Origin of the sequence: Rahnella sp. EDr1-12 (assembly GCF_049206505.1) — a bacterium.
Taxonomy (GTDB): domain Bacteria; phylum Pseudomonadota; class Gammaproteobacteria; order Enterobacterales; family Enterobacteriaceae; genus Rahnella; species Rahnella rivi.
In genome coordinates, this window is sequence record NZ_JBLZNY010000006.1 from 66,459 (window position 1) to 88,047 (window position 21,589).

Sequence of the window (21,589 nt, forward strand, 5' to 3'; positions counted from 1 at the left end):
AATGGAGAGACAAAACGTGAATAAGAAAATTGTAGTGGCTTGTGGTGCATTGGTAGCAGCTTTTTCAATGACGGCGTCAGCTGTTTCTAATAATACCATTTCATTTCAGGGTGAAGTTTCCACGCAAACATGTGCCGTAACTGTAAACAGTGATTCAGCGCCGGTGGTGTTATTACCTACGGTTTCCACTTCTGCTTTGACTGCTCTGGGAAATGTTGCCGGGGCTACGACCTTTGAACTGGCGCTGTCCGGTTGTTCTACTGCTGAAACCGTCACCAACGTCAATGCGGTATTCTCTGGCAATCTGGTGGATACGGCGAACCTTGGAACGCTTTCAAATACCGGTACGGCGACTAACGTTAATCTCCAGTTAGTTGACTCAGCAAACCAGCCTATTGACCTGAGTTCAACCTGGACCAGTACCAATAATGAACTTGCCATCGAAGCAGGGCAAACGTCTTCCAGCGCGACATATAGCGTTCGTTATTATGCCACCGGTGCAGCAGAGGCGGGAACTGTTGCGGGTTCCGTTGAGTATGCAGTGAGCTACCTCTAAGTAAACATCACCGATTATAAGATGGCAGACAAACTGCCATCTTATTTTTATTCCAGTGAGAATGTCTTCTTTAATCACATCGTAATATTAATGATAAGAGTAATATCAATGTCGTGTAGCAAAAAAAGAGTTAATAAAATTTTAAATACAATGCTGGCGGTGTCGTTATTTTTACCTGCATTCGCATTTTCCAGCGTCACTATGATGGGTAGCCGGATAATTTATCCCTCCGATGCGCCGTCCATGAACGTTGAATTCAGCAATAAAGATCTCTTTCCCTACGTTGTTCAGACCTGGCTGGATGACGGTGACAATGAATCAACCCCGGTAACCGGCAAAGCGCCATTTATTGCCTCACCGGCAATATTTAAAATCGCATCAAATAACGGGCAGGTTTTGAGGATTTCATATACTGGCCAGAAAAACTTACCGCATGATCGCGAATCACTATTCTATTTTAATTTTCTGCAAATTCCGCCGGTGAATGCTGCCGGAGAAGACAGTCAGCAAAAAAACAAAATGCTGGTGATGCTGAAAAACCGTATTAAGGTATTTTATCGCCCGGCAGAGATTGCGCAAAAAATCGGACAGTTAACTGAACATATTAGTGTTACCTCTTCAGTAAAGGCTGCCGGAACCACGTTGCAGATTAAAAACAATTCACCGTTTTATCTGTCAATTGCCAGTGTGAAGATAAAAAATAAAAATAAGATTTATTCACGGCCTGCCGATATGCTCGCGCCGTTCTCGCAAGGGAATGTGGAATTCAAAAAAATGCAGATAATGAAAAATGACACTGCTGTCATTGAGTATGTCAACGATCAGGGAGCGATTGTGAGTTATGAATATGGTATCAATCCGTAATAAAGCTTTTGTTCCCTCTGTTTCATTTTTAACATTATGTATTGCATCGACGTATTTATCGGCAGCGATGGCTGAAGAATTCTATTTTGATCCGGGTTTGCTTGAGGGTTCGGGCGTTGCAGTCAATCTGGCTAAATTAAATGAAAAAGAGCCAGTGCTGGATGCCGGCGTTTACCGCGTCGATCTGTATGTTAATAATAAACTGGTCAAAGAGAATGTTGAAATTAACTTCAGAGATAAGGCTGATGGTCAAAATGCACAACCCTGTTTGAATGCAGACCAGATTAAAATTATTCAACTTAAAGCCGATGCGGTTTCGTTGCTGCCTGTTAATGATCAGTGTGTCAATTTTGCTGCGCTTTCTAAAGGCTCTTCCTGGGAGTTTGAACAATCAACGCAGCACCTGAAATTGCTCATTCCGCAGGCCTCACTGTACCGTCAGCCGCGCGGGTATATTCCCGTTTCGCAATGGGACAGCGGTACATTGGGTTTATTCATTAAACACAACACCAATTATTATGAAACCAAAAACACCGGCGGATACACCACCAGAAACTTCTGGAGCGGACTGAACAACGGTACCAACATCGGCTTATGGCAACTGAGGAACCAGTCAAACCTGACATATAACGAAACCAATGGCCGCACCCGGCATAAGCTGAGCAGCATACGCACCTATGCGCAACGGCCACTGGCATCGCTTGATTCAGTCGTTACATTGGGCGACAGCTATACCAACAGCAGCCTCTTTGGCAGCTTGTCTTTCAATGGCGTCAAACTCGCCAGCGATACCCGAATGATGCCGCAGGGCAAACGTGGCTATGCGCCCGAAGTGCGGGGTGTTGCCAGCACCACGGCCCGCGTTGTGGTCAGCCAGCTAGGCAAAACCATTTATGAAACGGTGGTGTCACCGGGACCGTTCGTCATTGATGATTTGAGCAACACCCGTGGGCAGGGTGATTTGCAGGTGCAGATTATTGAGGCGAACGGGCAGACGTCAACTTTCACTGTCCCGTATTCTGCCGTGCCAGACTCTATCCGGCCTGGTATGTGGAATTACGAGTTTGCCCTCGGCAAGGTGCGCAATTATTACAATGTAGATAATGAGTTCGTGGAAGGGGTTATTCAGCGCGGGCTCAGTAATCGTTTTACCGGTAATGCGGGTGTGCGGCTGGCGAAAGACTATGAAGCTTATTTGCTTGGCGGTGTGATGGCGACGCAGTTTGGTGCGATAGGGCTTAACACCACGTATTCACATGCCATCGCTGAAAATAATAAAACCCAGTCGGGTTGGCGTGCAGAAGCCAGTTACAGCAAAACCTTTACCACGGGAACCAGTCTGACCCTGGCGGCTTATCGCTATTCAACAAAAGGTTTTCGTGATTTGCAGGATGTGCTGGGTGTAAGAAGGGCTGCGGAAAGTACGACAAACTATTATTCCGATACCCTGAACCAGAAAAATCAGTTCAGTGCCACGATTGCGCAGGGCTTTGACAGTTTTGGCTCACTGTCACTCAATGCCAGCACATCGGATTACTACAGCAATAATTCACGTATCACTCAGTTACAGCTGGGATACAGCAACAGCTACAAAAGAATCAGTTATAACGTTAACGTGGGCAGGCAAAGAACCAGTTATACCACCCGCAATAATTTTTATAGCGAACCGGAAGACACGACAAATCGCCAGAAGTATACCGAGAATACTATTTCCATCGGTTTCTCAATGCCGCTGGATTGGGGGAGTTCACGTTCTAACGTGGCATTCAACGTGGCGAAAAATAAAAGCTCTGAGTCCGCAACCACCAGCGTATCGGGAAGCTTTGGTGAGAAGAGTAATTCATCTTATTCTGTATACAGCGGTGTGGAAAATTACCAGGAAAACGGTAATGAAATGACCTGGGGTGGGTCACTGCAACAAAATACCTCCAAAGGAACGTTCCGGGGATCTTATTCCCAGGGCACCGGTTATAAACAGTATGGATTTGGCACGTCGGGTACGCTGCTTATTCATTCTGGCGGTGTGACCTACGGACCTTATGTCAGTGATACCTTTGCGCTGGTCAAAGCCAAAGGCGCCAAAGGGGCAGAGATTAAAAACGGGCAGGGCGCAAAAATAGACAGCTTCGGTTATGCCATTATGCCTTCGTTATCGCCTTATCAATATAATACCGTCAGCCTTGACCCCAGAGGACTAAATTCCAGTGTGGATATTCAGGGCGGAAGTCAGCAGGTCGTGCCTTATTCCGGTGCCATTGTTCAGGTTAATTTTGAAACAATATCAGGCCAGCAAGTGTTGATAAATACCACGCTCAGCGATAAACAAATGATTCCGATGGGCGCAGATGTGAATGATAAAGACGGCAAGAGTATAGGCATGGTCGGTCAGGCCGGGCAGATCTACGCACGCATTAATGATCGTTCAGGCGTGCTGTTTGTTTCATGGGGTAAAACGAATGCAGAGCAGTGTCGGATTAATTATCAGTTACCTAAGAGTGATGATAATGAGTTTGTACAGTTAACGTTGCCTTGTAAATAAACCCCCAGAAATAATGTATAGCTAAAAAATCAAAAATATTTTGTGAGACTGTTAGGTAATCCATATTACGTGCATGATGATAGAAGGAATTTTGAGTGATGAAAAAATTATTTTATTTAATAAGTTTTCTCGGATTGGTACTTCCTGGTATTTCACAGGCGACGTGTTCGATAGTGACCGGAACCGGCTATCTGACTACTGCACTAATTGAAGCTGGTTATACTGCAAAAAGTTGGGGTGGAGGTTGTGATACTTGCAATGGTAATATAGGGCTTCCTTCAGTTGTCTCTATAAGTAGCAATTCAAGTTTGATGCCATCAGGAACATTACTTGCCAGTTCAACAGCTGACTTTTTTCAGGCTTCATCTTCAACGAGTTACGGTCAGAATCAAATACTTTTCAGATGTGCGTTAGCCGATGCCGATTCTATCTATGAGATGTATGCTACGAATGGTGATAATGCATATACTGGTATGTATACAACTGATGAAGTTGATAATGCCTATTACAGCCCTGTAAGAAATGTTGCCTACAGATTAACCAACACCACTACGGGAGAATATTACTCGCGATATTGGAAAGCACGAAAGTTAGTTGCAGATAATTGGGTTCAGGATGAAAATTATATTTATATACCTGCAAGTATATTCAGCGGCGTCACCATAGAACTTTTTAAAATAGATTCCACGACTTATTATACAAATAGTAGCACAACCTGGCTTATGAGTTATTCTCAGCCTTATGGTTATATAGCCTTTAAAGGGCCGGGTTTATCAACAAATGTTACTGATGGTGCAGATTCATACTCTAATTCTAATGGTTGGCATAGCGCCTGGCCAGCGGCCTATGGTTTGTACAACAATGTTACTTTTGTTCGTGGTGCAATGTGTCTGGTGAAAGATTATCCAACAGTTGTTGTATTACCGACAATTTCTACCACTTCTCTTAATAGTGGAGAAACCAGTCAGAATTCATTTTCAATCAGCCTTAAGTGTGAGGATGCTGCTGTTTCCAGTGTTGGTACAACTGCAGCATCAACCGCTGTCGCAATGGGTTTTCTGGTCAACCAACCAACGGCTGTCACAGCAGCAACGAATCTCGGGCTGACGACCAGTTCCGGAGGGCTTACACATTTGCTGGACACTAATTATGGGAGCAGCGGCTCGGCATCTGGCGTGGGGATCAAAATCTACAATGAAAGCGGCACGGCTCTTAATTTACTGCCCAGCAGAACAACCAGAACGGGTAATTTGGGCGGCTGGTACGCCTATAAAGATCTGACCACTAGCCAGGATGATTCAACGGACGGTGTCACAACCTACACCGGAAATTTTACAGCCTCTCTGGAGGCAATCAGTGGCGAAACAGTTACGGCGGGGAGCGTCAATGCGCAGTTACAAGTGGTGGTCAGTTTTCAATAAAATCACCGTTGCGGCGGGCATTATGCTCTGTTGCACGGCGTTTCACGCCAGCGCGGTGGTTAATGCGGAAAAGACCCGTGTGGTGTTCAATTCGGGAAGCATCGCCGAATCACTGTCATTAGTGAATTCCGAGAAAGAACCGGTGGTCGTGCAGGTCTGGACTGACAACGGTGACCCGACCGTCAGCCCGGATCAGGTACATACGCCGGTTGTGATTAACCCGCCGGTATTCAAAATGAAACCGGGGGAGATCCGCAATATTCGCCTGCTGCTGGTGTCAGCAGGAAGCCTGCCGCAGGACCGTGAAAGTGTTTACTGGCTGAATATCTATCAGATCCCGCCAAATACCGAAACACACCATAAAGGTGAGAAAAAGATCGTACTGCCATTAAAAATCCGCATGAAAGTGTTTGTCAGGCCGGAAAAAATCGGTGAATTGCAGGAAAATGATGCGCAAAAATTGCAGTTCAGCATCGACCATGAGCCGGGCAATAAAACACTGTTGATACAAAATCCGACGCCGTGGCACCTGACGCTTTCTTCCCTTCGCTCGGGAAAGACGGCGTTACCCGGTGTGATGGTGGCGCCGTTCACTTCAGCGCGGGTGGACATTCCGGCAGATAAAACCCTGGTGGATAAAGTGGAGTATGACGTTATCAATGATAATGGCACGCGATGGCAGGGCAGCCAGAAATTAAAATAATCACCCACGCCTTTTTTATTCCAATGAGAAAAATGGCCTTATCATTTTATTGAAAATGATTAACCGGTTGATTGCGTCGCCCCTCTCTTGTGACTAATTTTTGATGGCACGGACAATGGAATACTGTCCGCCCTCTGAATCAGTCACAGGAGAGGCATTTTGAACTCAATCATTAAAGCCCGCGTCGCGATGTGTATTATCGTGATGACAATGGCCGGGTGTTCTACACATCAATACGATCCCACATTAGATAATCAAATCACCGATTTTCAGCTAAAAGCTGACCGGCAGTTTGTTGCCTGGACCGCGCAGGCAATGTCGGATAATCCACCGCCTGTTACCCCGGTGGTGGCCTGTCAGGCCGCGCCCGTGGCGGCAGGGCAGGCACTTTCGCTGATATCCGCTCCTTCAGAACCTGACAGTCAGTTTTTTAATTCCGCGGAAACGGATTTAACACTGATTGAATCACGCACCAAAACCTTAAATAACAACCCTGCGATTGATCAGCAGATGTTTGGTCTGCGAAATATCTTCTATCAGGTCCGTTATAAAAGGCAGCATTGTTCGCAACAAGACTCTCCGGCATATATCAATATCCAGCGTAAACAGGTCAACGTGATTTTACAGTCAATGCTGACGTATCAGCTGGTATTAAAAAATGGCACAGGCACAGCGAATAAATAATAAAGGTGATAAAGATGAGTGATATTTTTGATGTAAAAGACAGTGCCATTGCGGCGGCAAAAGCTTCACTGGGGGCAAACTGGAATACGGTGGCAAACAGTGCCGTTCCGCAGATTGAAGCCCTGTTACAGGTGACATGGGAGATTGAAAAAGGCAAAAGCGATTTCCGCTCGGGGGAATATGAGTCTTTGCTGGCGACACAAAAATCCACCTTTGTGGCAGTGCTGACCACCTATGAAGCGATCACGACGGAGATCGCCTGGCAGGCGCTTAACGCGGCGTTTACCGTGATTCTGAGCGGCGTACGCAAACTTCTGTGAAAACGGTCTTCAGGCGGGCAAGTCTAAAATTATCTTTATCGATAACTATTTTCATTTAGACTGACGGACTTGCCCGCTGCGGGCCGATTCTATGAGGATGCCTGATGCTCCGCCGTTTCTTCTCTTATTACGTTCCTTATAAAAAGCTGTTCTTCCTCGATTTCGGATGCGCCATTCTGGCCGGGCTGCTGGAGCTGGGCTTCCCGATGGCGATCAAAACCTTTATCGACAAACTTTTGCCTGCTCATGACTGGGTGCTGATCATCGGTGCAACCGTCGGCTTGCTGCTGATTTATGTGATTAACACCTTGCTGATGGCGATCGTGAACTACTGGGGTCACGCGCTGGGCGTCGGGATTGAAACTGACATGCGTCGTCAGGCGTTCAGCCATTTACAGAAACTCTCTTTCCGTTATTACGACAATACCAAAACCGGGCACATCATCACTCACGTCACCAAAGATCTGGAAGAGGTGGGGGAGATCGCCCACCACGGCCCGGAAGATGTGTTTATCGCGGTGATGACCTTTATCGGCGCGTTCATTCTGATGGCGACCGTGCATGTGCAGCTGGCGCTGATGACCATCATTATTGTTCCGGCCATGACCTGGATGGTCAGCCGTTACGGCGCGCAGATGACAGACACCTGGCGGCGGCTGTTTGGGATGGTGGGTAATTTCAACGCACGTATAGAAGAAAGCATTGGTGGCATCCGGGTGGTGAAAGCGTTTGCCAATGAAGAGCACGAACAAAAGCTGTTCGCGTCGGATAACAACAACTACCGCATCACCAAGCTGAAAGCCTACAAAATCATGACGGCCAGCCTGACGCTGAGTTATCTCAGTACCCGCCTGGTGCAGATCATCGTGATGATCGCCGGCACCTGGTATGTGATTAACGATCAGCTGACCTACGGCGGATTTGTCGGGTTCCTGTTGCTGGTGGAAGTGTTCTTCCGTCCGGTGGCGAAAATCAGTTCGGTACTGGAAAGCTATCCGAAAGGCATTGCCGGTTTTAAACGCTTTACGCAACTTATCGATACTGCCCCGGATATCGTCGATCGCCCCGGCGCGCAGAACGTCAGCCATCTGCGTGGTGACATTCATTACGACAACGTGACCTTTGGTTACACGCCCGCCGGAAAAATCCTCAATGGCATCACGCTTTCTATTAATGCAGGAGAGACGCTGGCGTTTGTCGGGCCGTCCGGCGCGGGGAAAACCACGCTGTGCTCGCTGTTGCCCCGCTTTTATGAGCTGGACAGCGGCAGCATCACCATCGATGGCATCGATATCCGCGACATGACGCAAACCTCGCTGCGCCATAACATCGGCATTGTGCAGCAGGACGTTTTCCTGTTTGGCGGCACAATCCGCGAGAACATTGCGTACGGCAAGCTCGATGCCAGCGAAGAGGAGATCCGCCTGGCCGCCAGCCGGGCGCGTTTAGATGAAGTCATCGGGGCGTTACCGCTGGGAATGGACACGGTGATCGGGGAGCGCGGCGTCAAACTCTCCGGCGGCCAGAAGCAGCGGCTGTCGATTGCGCGCATTTTCCTGAAGAATCCGCCGATCCTGATCCTTGATGAAGCAACGTCAGCACTGGATACCGCCACCGAACAGGCCATCCAGCAATCACTGGCTGAACTCTCTCAGGGGCGTACCACGCTGGTTATCGCTCACCGTCTGGCGACCATCCAGAATGCAGACCGTATTGTGGTGGTAGATAAAGAAGGGATCGTCGAGCAGGGCACGCATGAATCTCTGCTCTCACTTCAGGGGCGCTACGCCCAGCTTCACGCCGCACAGTTCCGTTGATTCCTGACGCCCTCCTCTCACGGGGAGGGCTGAAGTGGAGGATTCACCGCCACTTCACCAAAAAATTCTCCCCGAAAAACGCCCAAACCTCCATGCAACTCTCTGTGTTCTCATATCGCCATTTTAAACAAAAGCCCGTTTTGAATATAAAATAACCCAGGCGGTCATTTAGAAATAGGCGAGTTCGTTCAATTTAATCACCCGCGTAATTATATTTATCTTAAATTTGGTTTTAATTTAATCAGCGCCTTTATTAAAAATCCTAAAGGCCAAAAAATTGAGTAGTACAAAATTCTTATGGCTGCATTTTCTATTTTTTAGATAATGAAATTTCAATGAAAATAATTATCCTGCTATGCACTATTAAAAGGCAACAGGCACGATTTTTCAGATAATTCCTTAACGATTGTTAACAGAAAAAAACGTTTGAGAATGGTGATCTGGCTTGCAACTACTTTACAAACTCAGACCCTTTTTGCACCAAATTGATGCGATGCACTGTGCTGGTGCAAAACGTTATGCGAAAACCGCATATAATCAGTGGGTTAGCGGCTTATGATAGAAACATAATGTTACATCTCTTTACGTAAAAAAGACTCATATCGCCGAACTTTTCCATTTTAACTTTTTGTGCGCAGTGTTAAGGTTCAAGTCGTTTTACAGACAGACGCATCTAAAAACATGTACAAATACTCACAGCCTGATATTCCAGTCATATAAAAGAAAGCGGGCATGAGACATCCTTTATAAAAAAATCAAGGAAATTTAAATAATGATGAAGCGCAGTGTGCTGGCCTTAGCGGTCTCTTTAATTGCAGTGGGTTCAACCGCAAATGCAGCCGAGATTTATAATAAAGACGGTAATAAACTGGACCTCTACGGTCGCGTGACTGCCAAGCATTATTTCTCCGACGATAAGAGTTCTGACGGCGATTACACTTATGCGCGTCTGGGCTTCAAGGGTGAGACTCAAATTAACGATACACTGACCGGTTATGGCCAGTGGGAATATAACATTCAGGCTAACCACGCTGAATCTCAGGGCGACCTGGGCAACAAAACCCGTCTGGGCTTTGCGGGTCTGAAAGTGAAAGACTTCGGTTCCATCGACTACGGCCGTAACTACGGTGTGGTATATGACGCACTGGGCTTCACCGATATGCTGCCAGAGTTTGGTGGTGATACCGCTAACTCCGATAACTTCATGGTTGGCCGCTCTAACAGCCTCGCCACTTACCGTAACCAGGACTTCTTCGGTCTGGTCACCGGTCTGAACCTGGCCTTGCAGTACCAGGCTAAGAACGAAAACGACGGCCGCGCGTCCAACAAAGCGAACGGCGACGGTTACGGCGCATCCATCGATTATGAAGATATCGCAGGTTCAGGTATCGGCGCGGTTATCGCAGGTTCTTCCTCTGACCGTACCAATGCACAAGCTAACTCTGCCATCGGTGGCGGTGATAAAGCCTCTGCATGGGCAACGGCTCTGAAATACGATGCTAACCAGATTTATCTCTCTGCAATGTATAACGAAACCCGCAACCTGGCGTCTATCCCTGGCGGCTTCGCTAACAAAACTCAGGGTTATGAGTTAGTTGCACAGTACCAGTTTGAAAATGGTCTGCGTCCGTCAATCGGTTACGTGCAGTCCAAAGCGAAAGATGTTGAAGGCGTGGGCGATGCTGACCTGGTTAAATACTTCGAAATCGGCGCAACCTACTACTTCAACAAAAACATGTACACCTATGTTGACTACATGATCAACCAGATCGATGACAACAACAAACTGAGCGTAAGCTCTGATGACATCGTTGCTGTAGCACTGACTTACCGCTTCTAAGTTAGTGAACAAAATTATTACCCCATTCTGTGTCTGAAAAAGGTAATCGCAAAGGCAGAGTTCATTGGCTCTGCCTTTTTTTATGCCTGCAATTCCCCGTTTTGTCTGCAGCCTCTCCGGCTAAGCCACTTTTAATAACCACTTTAAATTCAATAAACTAAACCTATAGCCTCAGGTTATACCCCCTCGCCAAACAAGTATTCGTCACCCGTGTCTGCGCATGGAATAGTCTGTGCACGCACCACCAAAACACATTCTAAAAAATCTCAACGGAGAAACTGACATGCAGCAAATACCGATGCCGTACCTGTTATTCCTCGGCGATGTGATGGATCCGCTGGCCGCTAAAACAGCGCGCGGCATTCACGTCTGGCGTCCTGAATCTTGCGTCGGACAAATTCGTCTGGCGACGGACTCGGTGTCCCTCGGATTACCGGAAATGGATATCGCCACCGCGAAAGCGCAGGGCGCGAAAACCATGGTGCTGGGCACGGCCAACTCCGGCGGAAAACTGCCTAAACACTGGATCGACTCCATCAAAACGGCGATCCGCGCCGGGATGAACGTCGCGAACGGTTTGCATCAGGGCCTCAATGATATTCCTGAACTGGTCGAACTGGCGGCAGAACACCATGTTGAGCTGTTCGACGTGCGCCATATGCGCCCTGAGCTGGACACCGGCACCGGCATTCCACGCAGTGGTAAACGCATTCTGACCGTGGGGACAGACTGCTCGGTCGGCAAAATGTACACCTCACTGGCGCTGGAATCCGCCATGCGCGAGCTGGATCTGAACGCTGATTTTCGTGCCACCGGCCAGACCGGGATCCTGGTCGCCGGTGCAGGCATTGCGATTGACGCAGTGATTGCCGATTTCATCTCCGGCGCGGTGGAGCTGTTAGCCCCCGCCAACGACGACAATCACTGGGACATCATCGAAGGTCAGGGCTCGCTGTATCACCCGTCTTTTGCCGGTGTCAGCATGGGCCTGATCCACGGCGCGCAGGCCCATTTATTAGTGATGTGTCATGAACTGGGCCGCCCGCACATGCGCCATCTGCCGCACCAGTTTATGCCGACGCTGCGTCAGTGCCTCGACACCAACCTCGCCGCAGCCCGCCTCACCAGCCCGGACGTCAGGATCGCCGGTTTCTCCCTGAATACATCCGGTGTGAGTGAAGAAGAAGCCATCGCGGCGCTGGCTGACATCAGCGAAGAATTTGGCGTACCGGCCACCGATCCGGTGCGTTTTGGCATCAAAAATATCGCGCAATGGATCAGGGACAACGGCTGATGACTGAGATGAGTTTTGGTGCCGTGGAGTTACCGCTGGCAAAACCTTTTGTGATTTCCCGCGGCACCCGCACTGCCGTTACCGTGGTGCGGGTCACGCTGACCGACGGTGAATTCAGCGCCACCGGTGAATGCACGCCGACGGCGCATTATCAGGAATCAGCCGACAGCGTGGGTGAACAACTTGCCTTTATCCGCCCGCAGGTTGAGCAGGGTCTGAGCCGCGACGCACTGCAACAGGCGTTACCGGCCGGTTCCGCGCGCAATGCCCTGGATTGTGCAATGTGGCGTCTCGATGCGGCAAAACAGGGCAAGAGCGTCTGGCAACTGCTGGATATGCCGGCACCGGTATCAGTGATCACCGCAGAAACGCTGAGTCTGGATACGCGGGAAAACATGGCTGCCGCGGCCGCCGTGGCGGTCGCCGGTGGTGCGAAATTGCTGAAAATCAAACTCGACCGTGACGAGATCGTCGAAAAAGTGGCGGCCATCCGTGCGGCGGCACCGCAGGCGACGCTGGTGGTGGATGCCAACGAATCCTGGCTGGGGCTGGATCTCGAAAGCCTGTTTCTGGCATTGCACGAATTTGGCGTTGCGATGATCGAACAACCGCTGCCTGCCGGAAATGATCAGGATCTGGTGCGTTGTTTGCATCCTGTACCTGTCTGCGCCGACGAGAGCTGCCATGTCAGCGCGGATATTGCCGGGCTGGCGGATCGTTACGAGATGATCAACATCAAGCTCGACAAATGCGGTGGCCTGACGGAAGCGCTGGCGATGACCGCGCAGGCGCGGCACCTCGGTCTGCGCATCATGGTCGGTTGTATGCTCGGTTCCTCGTTAGCGATGGAAGCCGCGCTGCCGGTGGCGGTGCAGGCTGAGCGTGTCGATCTCGACGGCCCGATCTGGCTGGCGCAGGACGCCGAACCGGCATTGCGCTATGAGAACGGCGAAGTCTGGCTTTAACAGTTCAACTTATAAAGGAGGCGTTTATTGATGACAGTGCCCATTTTGCAGATTAACGATTTGTCGGTGACGTTTTCCGGCCGGCAAGGCAAAACGCAGGCGCTGAAAGGCGTTTCCTTCTCTATTAATAAAGGTGAAGTGGTGGCGGTGGTCGGCGAAAGCGGCTCCGGTAAATCCGTCACGTCCCTGAGCGTGATGGGATTACTGCCGGATTCGGCGCACATCGACGCAGGCAGCATCGATTTTATTGGCCGTAATGGCACGCGCCATGCGCTGACCGCATTGTCTGCAGAAGCGCGCCGAAAACTGCGCGGTCAGGAAATGTCGATGATCTTCCAGGAACCGATGACCTCGCTCAATCCGGTGCTGCGCGTCGGCGATCAGCTGACAGAGGGCTTACTCGATCACGGCATGGCGACCAAAGCCAATGCGCTGATCAAAGCCCGCGAACTGCTGAAACAGGTACGCATTCCGGACGTCGAACGCATTCTCAAATGTTATCCCCATGAACTCTCTGGCGGTATGCGCCAGCGGGTGATGATTGCCCAGGCACTGGCCTGCGACCCGGCATTGCTGATTGCGGATGAACCCACTACCGCCCTCGACGTCACCGTGCAGGCGCGCATTCTGCAAATTCTGCGTGATCTGCAACAGGGCACGGATATGTCGGTTCTGTTCATTACGCACGATATGGGCGTGGTGGCGGAAATCGCCGATCGCGTGGTGGTGATGTATCAGGGCAAGGTGGTGGAGCAGGGCAGCGTGACCGAGATTTTCGCCAACGCGCAGCATCCTTATACCCGCGCATTGCTCGCCGCCGTGCCAAAACTGGGCGATATGCAGGGGCTGAAATGGCCGCGCCGTTTCCCGTTGCTGAGTACGCAGGCAGGTGCCGTCATGACGGCTAAAAATGTGGCAGAAAAGCAATCGGTTGCAGGTGATGAGCCTCACACTTTACTGGCTGATGACGACCAGAAGACTGCCAATTACGATGCACCGCCTCTCCTCGACGTGCGCGGATTGCGCGTCTGCTACCCGATCCGCTCCGGCGTGCTCTCGCGCATTACCAAAGAAGTTCACGCCGTTGAACAGATCGATTTCTCCATCTGGCCGGGGGAAACGCTGGCGCTGGTGGGTGAGAGCGGTTGCGGTAAATCCACCACCGGACGCGCAATTTTGCGGCTGGTCGGCAGCGAATCCGAAAGCATTCATCTTCAGGGCAAAGAAATCACCCTGATGCGCGACACGCCGTTTCAGGCGGTGCGCCGTCAGATTCAGATGGTATTTCAGGATCCGTACGCCTCGCTTAATCCGCGTCTGACCGTCGGATTTTCCATTGCCGAACCCTTGCTGCTGCACGGCCTGAAAAAATCGCTGGCCGAAGCCACCCCGACGGTAAACCAGTTGCTGAAAAGCGTCGGGCTGGATCCGGCGTTTGCCCGGCGTTACCCCCACGAATTCTCCGGAGGGCAGCGTCAGCGTATTGCTATCGCCCGCGCGATGGCGCTGCAACCGCAGGTGATCATCGCGGATGAAGCGGTGTCCGCGCTGGATGTGTCGATTCAGGCGCAGGTGGTCAATCTGATGATGGATCTGCAGCGTGATACCGGCGTGGCCTGGCTGTTTATTTCACACGATATGGCGGTGGTGGAACGCATCGCCAACCGTGTGGCGGTGATGTACAGCGGCCAGATTGTTGAGATTGGGCCACGGGATTCGGTGTTTAGCAATCCTCAACATGCATATACCCGACGCCTGCTCAGTTCCGTGCCGGTGGCGGATCCGACGCAGCGTGCGTTGCGTCAGTTTGACGACGTGGAAGTGAAATCGCCGGTGCATCCTGCCGGTGTACAGATAGAAAAACTCAGGTACAGCCAGGTTTCCCCGCATCACTGGGTGGCGGAACCGCAGGCATAACGATCTTTCTTTTCTTTTTTGCAACACACAGGAGAAGTACATGCATTCGACATTTCTTGGTAACACCCGGGTTTTCCGTAAAACGCTGATGGCTGCCGGTCTGGTGCTGTGTTTCGGCGCTACGGCTGAGGCGAAAGACCTGCGCATTTCCATGTATGCCGACGTGACCGGTTTTGATCCGCACGACACCACGGATACGCTGAGCTATTCCATTCAGAGCGGTATTTTTGAACGCTTATTCCAGTTCGACAGCAAAATGGCCGTCGTGCCGGTGCTGGCGACGGATTACACCAGCAACAGCGATGCCACCGAGTTTACGATCAACCTGCGTCACGACGTGACCTTCCAGGACGGTACGCCGTTCAACGCAGAGGCGGTGAAAATCAACCTCGACCGTCTGGCGGATCCGGCCAATCATCTGAAACGTAACTCGCTGTTCAGCATGATCAAATCCGTCGACGTGGTGACGCCTTATCAGGTCAGGATCACCCTGAATAAACCCTTTGGCGCGATGATCAACACCCTGGCGCATCCGTCTGCGGTGATGCACAGCCCTGCGTCGCTGAAACAGTATCCGAACGAGCAGGATCTGAGTGTGCATCCGGTCGGCACCGGTCCGTTTAAGTTTGTGGAATGGCAGCAGGGCAAAGACGTCAAGCTGGTGAAATATGACAACTACTGGCAGAAAGGCTGGCCGAAAGTCGATTCCGTGACGCTGTACCCGACGCCGGAAGATTCCACGCAGGTGGCGAAACTGAAATCCGGTGGTGTGGAAGCCGTTTATCCGCTGCCGTCCGATCTGGTGGACACCGTGAAGAGCGATCCTAAGCTGGATATTTCGCAAAATCCGGGCATCTACCTGTATTACATCGCCTTTAATACGCAGAAAAAAGAGTTCTCCGACGTGCGTGTCCGCCAGGCGATCAACTATGCCGTTGACCGTAACCTGTGGCTGAAAGTCGGGTTCGCCGGAATGGGGTCGCCTTCAACGTCGCCGTTACCAAAAAACGTTCAGTTCTATCAGAAGCAAAACACGCCGGATTACAGCTACAACATCGCCAAAGCCAAAGCGCTGATGAAAGAGGCGGGGTATGAGAAGGGCTTCGATGTGGAAATGTGGAGCTCGAACAAAACCGACCGTATCCGCAGCGCGCAGTTCCTCAAACAGCAGCTGTCGCTGATTGGCGTGCGGGTGAAACTGGTGCCGATGGATTCCGGTTCGCTCAACCAGCGTCTGTGGAGCACCCCGAAACCGGCGGATGCCAAAGTGGAAATGTATTACGGCGCCTGGTCGGCGTCGACCGGTGATGCAGACTGGGCGCTGCGCCCGCTGTTTGCCACCGAATCCTGGATCCCGTCGGCGTATAACGTCTCTTATTACAGCAACAAGCAGGTGGATGCGGCGATCACCGCCGGCCTGCAAACCGCCGACATCGCCAAACGTCAGGCCGCTTACGCGGATGCGCAGAAATTGCTGTGGGCTGATGCCCCGGTGGCCTTCCTTGGCGTGCCGGACAATCTGGTCGGAAAGAGCAAAGATCTGACCGGCGTCTACATGCTTGCGGACGGTTCGCTGATCTTTAATCAGGCACAGTTTAAGTAATTCTTTTAATTAACTCTCTCCCCTGCAAAGGGGAGGAGTAAGCACTTCTCCCATTCAGATTCAGGGAAACGTATTTATGCTGACCTATTTTATCCGCCGGATACTGGAAATGATCCCCGTTTTACTGGTGGTGTCGTTACTGGTGTTTGGCTTTATCAAGCTGCTGCCGGGTGACCCTGCGCGTATTTACGCCGGACAGGATGCGCCGATCGAGGCGGTTGAGTCAGCGCGACAACTGCTTGGCCTCAACGATCCTTTGCCTGCGCAGTACTGGCACTGGCTCGATGGCATGGTGCACGGCGATCTGGGCACGACTTACCGCACGCGCCAGCCGGTGTTAAACGTGATTCAAAGTGGGTTTATGCCCACGCTGCTGCTGGCGCTGGCGGGCTTCGCCTGGTCTGTCGTGCTGGGGCTGGTGATTGGCGTGGTGTCCGCACTCAAGCGCGGAAAATGGCAGGACTGGACGCTGATGAGTATGGCCGTTGGCGGGATTTCCATGCCGCCGTTCTGGCTCGGGTTGCTGCTTATCCAGTTTGTCGCCATGCCGTTCGGGCTCTTCGCGGTCAGTGGATTTAACCAGCCGACCGACATCATATTACCGGCGATCACCCTCGGTTCTTCGGTGGCGGCGGTGATGGCGCGCTTTACCCGTTCGGCGTTTCTCGACGTGGCGCAGGAAGATTATGTGCGCACCGCCAGGGCAAAAGGCCTGCGTGCGCGGCTGGTGACCTGGAAACACATCATGCGCAACGCGCTGATCCCGATCATCACCATGCTCGGTTTGCAGTTCGGTTTTTTGCTCGGCGGCTCGATCATTGTCGAAAGCGTGTTCAGCTGGCCGGGATTAGGCTGGCTGCTGATCGAATCCATCAAAACGCAGGATCAGCCGGTGATTCAGGCGCTGGTGATGCTGTTCGTGTTTGAATTTATTCTGATAAATCTGCTGGTTGACCTGCTGTATGCCGTGGTCAACCCCGCTATCCGTCTGCGTTAGGAGCTGCACATGACCGAACCCGTCTCTGTGCTGGAAGAAACCACACCGGCTGCGGTTATCGCGCATAACGACGATATCCGTTCACCCTGGTACGACTTTTTTCACACGTTTTTACGCCACCCGATGGCGCTGGTTTCCGGCGGATTTATCCTGCTGCTGGTGTTAGTGGCCGTGTTCGCGCCGTGGCTGGCGCCTTATGATCCGATGACGCCGGACTGGATGGCGCTCGGCGTCGGGCCGACGGCGGAACACTGGTTCGGCACCGATGATCTGGGCCGCGATGTGCTCAGCCGCATCATTTTTGGCGCGCGGATCTCACTTTACGTCGGTATTTTCTCGGTCACGCTTGGCATGATCGCCGGTGTATTGCTGGGGTTGCTGGCGGGCTATTATGGCAAATGGCTCGATATGCTGATCATGCGCGGCTCGGACGTACTGTTCGCCTTTCCCGGCATGTTGCTGGCGATTGCGGTGGTGGCGATCCTCGGCCCCGGTCTGAATAACGTGATTATTGCAGTCGCGGTGTTCAGCGTGCCGGTATTTGCCCGCATCGTGCGCGCCGCCACATTATCGATCAAACAAAGTGCTTACGTCGAAGCGGTTCGCTGCGTCGGCGCGCCGGACAGGGTGGTCATTTTGCGCCACATTCTGCCGGGCACGCTGTCGAATGTGATTGTCTATTTCACCATGCGCATCGGAACCAGTATTCTGACGGCGGCCAGCCTGAGCTTTATCGGGCTTGGCCCGGAACCGGACGTCCCTGAGTGGGGCAATATTCTGGCAATGAGCCGCAATATGATGATGGCGGGAAAATGGAACGTCAGCGTTTTCCCAGGGCTTGCGATATTTCTCACAGTCCTGGCATTTAATCTGCTCGGCGACGCGCTGCGCGATACGCTGGATCCTAAACTGAAGAAATAGTAAAACTGACTTAACCCGCTGAATTGGAAGAGTGATGCATCCGCAAGCCCCTGAACATGATGAATTCACGCAACAGGCGCTGGCCGCGTTGCTGCACCGCTGGCGCACCACGCGCCAGATTTTTCGCCCGCGATATGCATGCGGCGCCACCAATGCGATCACTGACGTTGACGGCGTAACCGTCGGTCACAGCACGCTGGCGGCGGGAAACGTGCAGACCGGCGTCACCGCGATTGTGCCGCCGGGGGACACGCTTTACCAGCATCCGTTGCCCTGTGGCGTGGCGGTGCTCAACGGATTTGCCAAACCGATGGGGCTGATTCAGCTGATGGAACTGGGCGAACTGCAAACCCCGATCCTGCTCAGTAACACTTTTGCCACCGGTGCGATATTCAACGCGATGATCGCCCGCAGCTGTCAGCAATTTCCGCAGATTGGCCGCCCGGATGCGACCATCAATCCGGTGATCCTCGAGTGCAATGACTTCTACCTTAACGACATTCAGGCCATGGCGGTGTGTGAAGATGACGCGTTAACAGCCATCGACAGCGCGACTACGTCTTTCGCCCGTGGCAGCGTCGGTGCCGGGCGCGGCATGAGCAGTTTCGGCCTTAAAGGTGGGGTTGGCACGGCCTCCCGCTGGTGCGAAGAACTGAATGCCACGCTGGGCGTCCTGGTGCTGGCGAACTTTGGCAAACTTTCAGAACTGACGCTCGACGGTGTACGGGCGGGCGAGGCGATCGCACAGGTTTTACCGCAACTTGCTCCGCAGGTTGACGCCGGTTCGGTGATCATCATCATGGCCTGCGACCGCTATCTCGACAGCCGCCAGCTCTCGCGCATCGCCAAACGCGCCGGTGCCGGGCTAGGGCGCCTTGGCAGTTACTGGGGGCACGGCTCGGGGGATATCGCGCTGGCTTTTTCAACTCAGCGTGACGGTGTCACGTTACCTGACGGTGCGCTGGAACCGCTGCTGGCGATGGCGGCAGATGCCACCGAGCACGCGATCATGGATGCCTTACTGAGCGCAGAAACGGTCTGCGGATTCGACGGACATTACCGGCTGGGGTTAAGTGACGTATTAGATAATCTGGCGAACTCGTCTGGCGCCTTCCCCTCTCACGAGGAGAACGCCGGGGGAGTCTGGTCACCCAACCAAATAGGGAACGAATGATGAAAGTATTTATCTCTGCAGATATTGAAGGGATCGCGGGCGTGATGCGCCCTGAACAATGCAGCCCCGGCAATGCGGATTACGACGCCGCCCGTGCGCTGATGGAAGGGGAAGTCAACGCCGCCATTGACGGTGCCTTTGCCGGTGGCGCGATGGAAGTGACGGTCGCTGACAGCCACGCGATGATGCAAAACCTGCGCGCCGATAAAATCGATCCGCGCGCCCGTCTGGTGCAGGGCAAACCGCGCGGCCTGTCGATGGTCGAAGGGCTGCAACAGCAGCAATACGATGGTCTGATGTTTGTCGGTTTTCACACCGCTGCGGGCGAAAACGGCGTACTGGCGCACACCATCAATGGCCGCGCTTTTTACCGCGTCAAACTTAACGGCAATGTAGTCGGCGAAAGTGATTTATACGCCGCCGCCGGGGCTGAACTGTGCGTCCCGCTGTGGCTGGTGACCGGCGATGACCATCTCGAGACCTGGATCCGCAACCATTACCCGGAATCGCAGTACGTCTGCGTGAAACGTGCGATTTCGGCGAACGCTGCCGAATCAGACAGCCCGTCCATCGCCTGCGCAAAAATCCGCAAACAGGCGACGATTGCCGTCAGCAAACCCGCGCCCCTCACCGCCGGGCGTTTCAGCGCGCCGTATCATCTCGAGCTGATGACGGCCAGACCGGTACTGGCGGATTTATTCTGCCTGATCCCCGGCGTTGAGCGTCTTGATGCGGTGACCGTCGGTTATCACAGCCCGACGGTTGCCAACATTATCAGTCTGTTAAGTGCCTTCTCGTACTTAGCGACCACGCAGAAATAGGGCCGTAATGCGCTTACGCCACATTGAAGTGTTTCAGGCGGTTTTACAGGCGGGCAGCGTCAGCGGCGCGGCGCGTCTGCTCAACGTTTCGCAGCCCAACGTCAGCCGGGTGCTCAATCATGCCGAACAGCAACTGGGTTTCACGCTGTTCGACCGCACACCGCAGGGGCTGATTGTGACACCGGAAGGCCGCAGGCTGATGCCGGAAGTGGAGGCGTTGTTCAGCCATATTCAGGCCATCGGCGCACTGGCGGAACAACTGCGGCAGGGCGAAGGCCAGCACGTGCGTATCGGCTCGGCGCACGCCCTGGGCCACAGCGTGATGGCGCCGGTGCTGGTGGATTTTCGCCGCCAGACACCGGGCGGCAGTGTCGAACTGGTGACCGGGCATTTCAATACGCTGAGCCAGGATTTGCTGCAATACAAAATGGATTTCGCGCTGGCCTTCGGCGAACCCGCGACACAGGAGCTGGTTTCCGAGTCGATTTATCAGGCCAACATGGTGGCGCTTTTACCGAAGGATTCCCCGGTCGAAGGCCCCGTTTCGCTGGCGTGGCTGTGTGAAAACGAATTACTGATGCTGCAACAGCAGGATCCGCTCGGGCTGGTGCTCAACCGCGTCCTGCGCGAAAACGGCCTGACCCCGCAATCTTCGCTGCACATAAAAACCTACTCAGTGATCGCCGACATGGTGCTGGCCGGTGGCGGCGTCGGCGTGGTCGATACTTTTACCGCCCGGCGATATGTCGATCAGCTGAAGATCTGCGAAGTGCTCGAACCGCTGCCGTTTGAAGTGATCCTGCTCAACCGCCGCGACCAGCCGGTATCCCAGGCCGCGCTGAAGCTCAAACAGCTGATTCGCAGGAAATTATGGGAGTTGGGGAATAGCGGGGTGTTATCGTAGGTTGATACTGTGGGGTGCCACCCACATGGGCCGTGGGTTGCCACCCACACTGGCCTTAAGGTCAAGTTCAAGTTCAAGTTCAAGTTCAAGTTCAAGTTCAAGTTCAAGTTCAAGTTCAAGGTCGTGGGCGTCGGCCCACACCGACTTGGGGGGGGGGGGATAACCCCCCCCCCCCCCCCCCCCCCCGGGGGGATTAAAAAGCACAAGCGCGCGGGGCAAAGTTAGAAAAAAAAGAAAAAATAAAAATTA

Annotated in this window: 18 protein-coding genes; all 18 read left to right on the plus strand. The window is 52.5% G+C overall.

Features of this window, described 5'->3' with window-relative positions; translation table 11 throughout:
- Position 1: 1 nt before the first annotated feature.
- The 18 genes from ACO0U8_RS19980 (at position 2) to ACO0U8_RS20065 (ending at position 21,340) form a co-directional block, all read left to right on the plus strand.
- Positions 2–556: a fimbrial protein gene (locus tag ACO0U8_RS19980; RefSeq protein ID WP_421671481.1), complete on the plus strand. Its 555-nt coding sequence runs from the start codon at positions 2–4 to the stop codon at positions 554–556.
- 108 nt (positions 557–664) lie between these two features.
- Entirely contained in the window at positions 665–1,420 is a 756-nt protein-coding gene (locus tag ACO0U8_RS19985; RefSeq protein WP_217203524.1) for a fimbria/pilus periplasmic chaperone, read from the plus strand.
- Entirely contained in the window at positions 1,404–3,959 is a 2,556-nt protein-coding gene (locus tag ACO0U8_RS19990; protein ID WP_421671550.1) for a fimbrial outer membrane usher protein, read from the plus strand. Before ACO0U8_RS19985 ends, ACO0U8_RS19990 begins: the two co-directional genes overlap by 17 nt.
- Positions 3,960–4,057: 98 nt before the next feature.
- Entirely contained in the window at positions 4,058–5,380 is a 1,323-nt protein-coding gene (gene stbD, locus ACO0U8_RS19995; RefSeq protein WP_421671482.1) for a fimbrial usher protein StbD, read from the plus strand.
- A complete protein-coding gene (locus ACO0U8_RS20000) occupies positions 5,346–6,083 on the plus strand; it encodes a fimbria/pilus periplasmic chaperone (RefSeq protein WP_421671483.1) in 738 nt (245 codons plus the stop codon). The genes stbD and ACO0U8_RS20000 overlap by 35 nt, the downstream gene beginning before the upstream one ends.
- A 159-nt stretch (positions 6,084–6,242) precedes the next feature.
- On the plus strand, positions 6,243–6,767 hold the full coding sequence (locus ACO0U8_RS20005; RefSeq protein ID WP_217203527.1) for a hypothetical protein: 525 nt from the start codon (positions 6,243–6,245) through the stop codon (positions 6,765–6,767).
- A 14-nt stretch (positions 6,768–6,781) separates the two neighbouring features.
- Positions 6,782–7,087, plus strand: coding sequence for a hypothetical protein (locus ACO0U8_RS20010; protein ID WP_122095163.1), 306 nt, complete (start codon positions 6,782–6,784; stop codon positions 7,085–7,087).
- Between the two features lie 104 nt (positions 7,088–7,191).
- Complete coding sequence (locus ACO0U8_RS20015; protein ID WP_056770194.1) at positions 7,192–8,904, plus strand: ABC transporter ATP-binding protein; 1,713 nt, start codon at positions 7,192–7,194, stop codon at positions 8,902–8,904.
- A gap of 772 nt (positions 8,905–9,676) precedes the next feature.
- A complete protein-coding gene (locus tag ACO0U8_RS20020; RefSeq protein ID WP_056770197.1) occupies positions 9,677–10,744 on the plus strand; it encodes a porin in 1,068 nt (355 codons plus the stop codon).
- Between the two features lie 283 nt (positions 10,745–11,027).
- Positions 11,028–12,038 (plus strand): N-acetyltransferase DgcN, encoded by a 1,011-nt coding sequence (gene dgcN, locus ACO0U8_RS20025; RefSeq protein ID WP_056770200.1) that lies wholly within the window; start codon positions 11,028–11,030, stop codon positions 12,036–12,038.
- Positions 12,038–13,003: an N-acetyl-D-Glu racemase DgcA gene (gene dgcA / locus ACO0U8_RS20030; protein WP_122095169.1), complete on the plus strand. Its 966-nt coding sequence runs from the start codon at positions 12,038–12,040 to the stop codon at positions 13,001–13,003. The genes dgcN and dgcA overlap by 1 nt, the downstream gene beginning before the upstream one ends.
- Before the next feature lie 30 nt (positions 13,004–13,033).
- The gene (locus tag ACO0U8_RS20035) at positions 13,034–14,920 is read left to right on the plus strand and encodes an ABC transporter ATP-binding protein (RefSeq protein ID WP_421671484.1); all 1,887 of its coding nucleotides are present in this window, start codon (positions 13,034–13,036) and stop codon (positions 14,918–14,920) included.
- 40 nt (positions 14,921–14,960) lie between these two features.
- Positions 14,961–16,523 (plus strand): glutathione ABC transporter substrate-binding protein, encoded by a 1,563-nt coding sequence (locus tag ACO0U8_RS20040; RefSeq protein WP_122095171.1) that lies wholly within the window; start codon positions 14,961–14,963, stop codon positions 16,521–16,523.
- Positions 16,524–16,599: 76 nt separating this feature from the next.
- A complete protein-coding gene (locus tag ACO0U8_RS20045; RefSeq protein WP_056770212.1) occupies positions 16,600–17,520 on the plus strand; it encodes an ABC transporter permease subunit in 921 nt (306 codons plus the stop codon).
- Between the two features lie 9 nt (positions 17,521–17,529).
- Complete coding sequence (locus ACO0U8_RS20050) at positions 17,530–18,441, plus strand: ABC transporter permease subunit (RefSeq protein ID WP_056770214.1); 912 nt, start codon at positions 17,530–17,532, stop codon at positions 18,439–18,441.
- Positions 18,442–18,475: 34 nt separating this feature from the next.
- Positions 18,476–19,615, plus strand: coding sequence for a P1 family peptidase (locus ACO0U8_RS20055; protein ID WP_421671485.1), 1,140 nt, complete (start codon positions 18,476–18,478; stop codon positions 19,613–19,615).
- The gene (locus tag ACO0U8_RS20060) at positions 19,615–20,436 is read left to right on the plus strand and encodes a M55 family metallopeptidase (protein WP_421671551.1); all 822 of its coding nucleotides are present in this window, start codon (positions 19,615–19,617) and stop codon (positions 20,434–20,436) included. The genes ACO0U8_RS20055 and ACO0U8_RS20060 overlap by 1 nt, the downstream gene beginning before the upstream one ends.
- 7 nt (positions 20,437–20,443) lie before the next feature.
- Positions 20,444–21,340, plus strand: coding sequence for a LysR family transcriptional regulator (locus tag ACO0U8_RS20065; protein ID WP_056770220.1), 897 nt, complete (start codon positions 20,444–20,446; stop codon positions 21,338–21,340).
- The last annotated feature ends 249 nt before the right edge of the window (positions 21,341–21,589 follow it).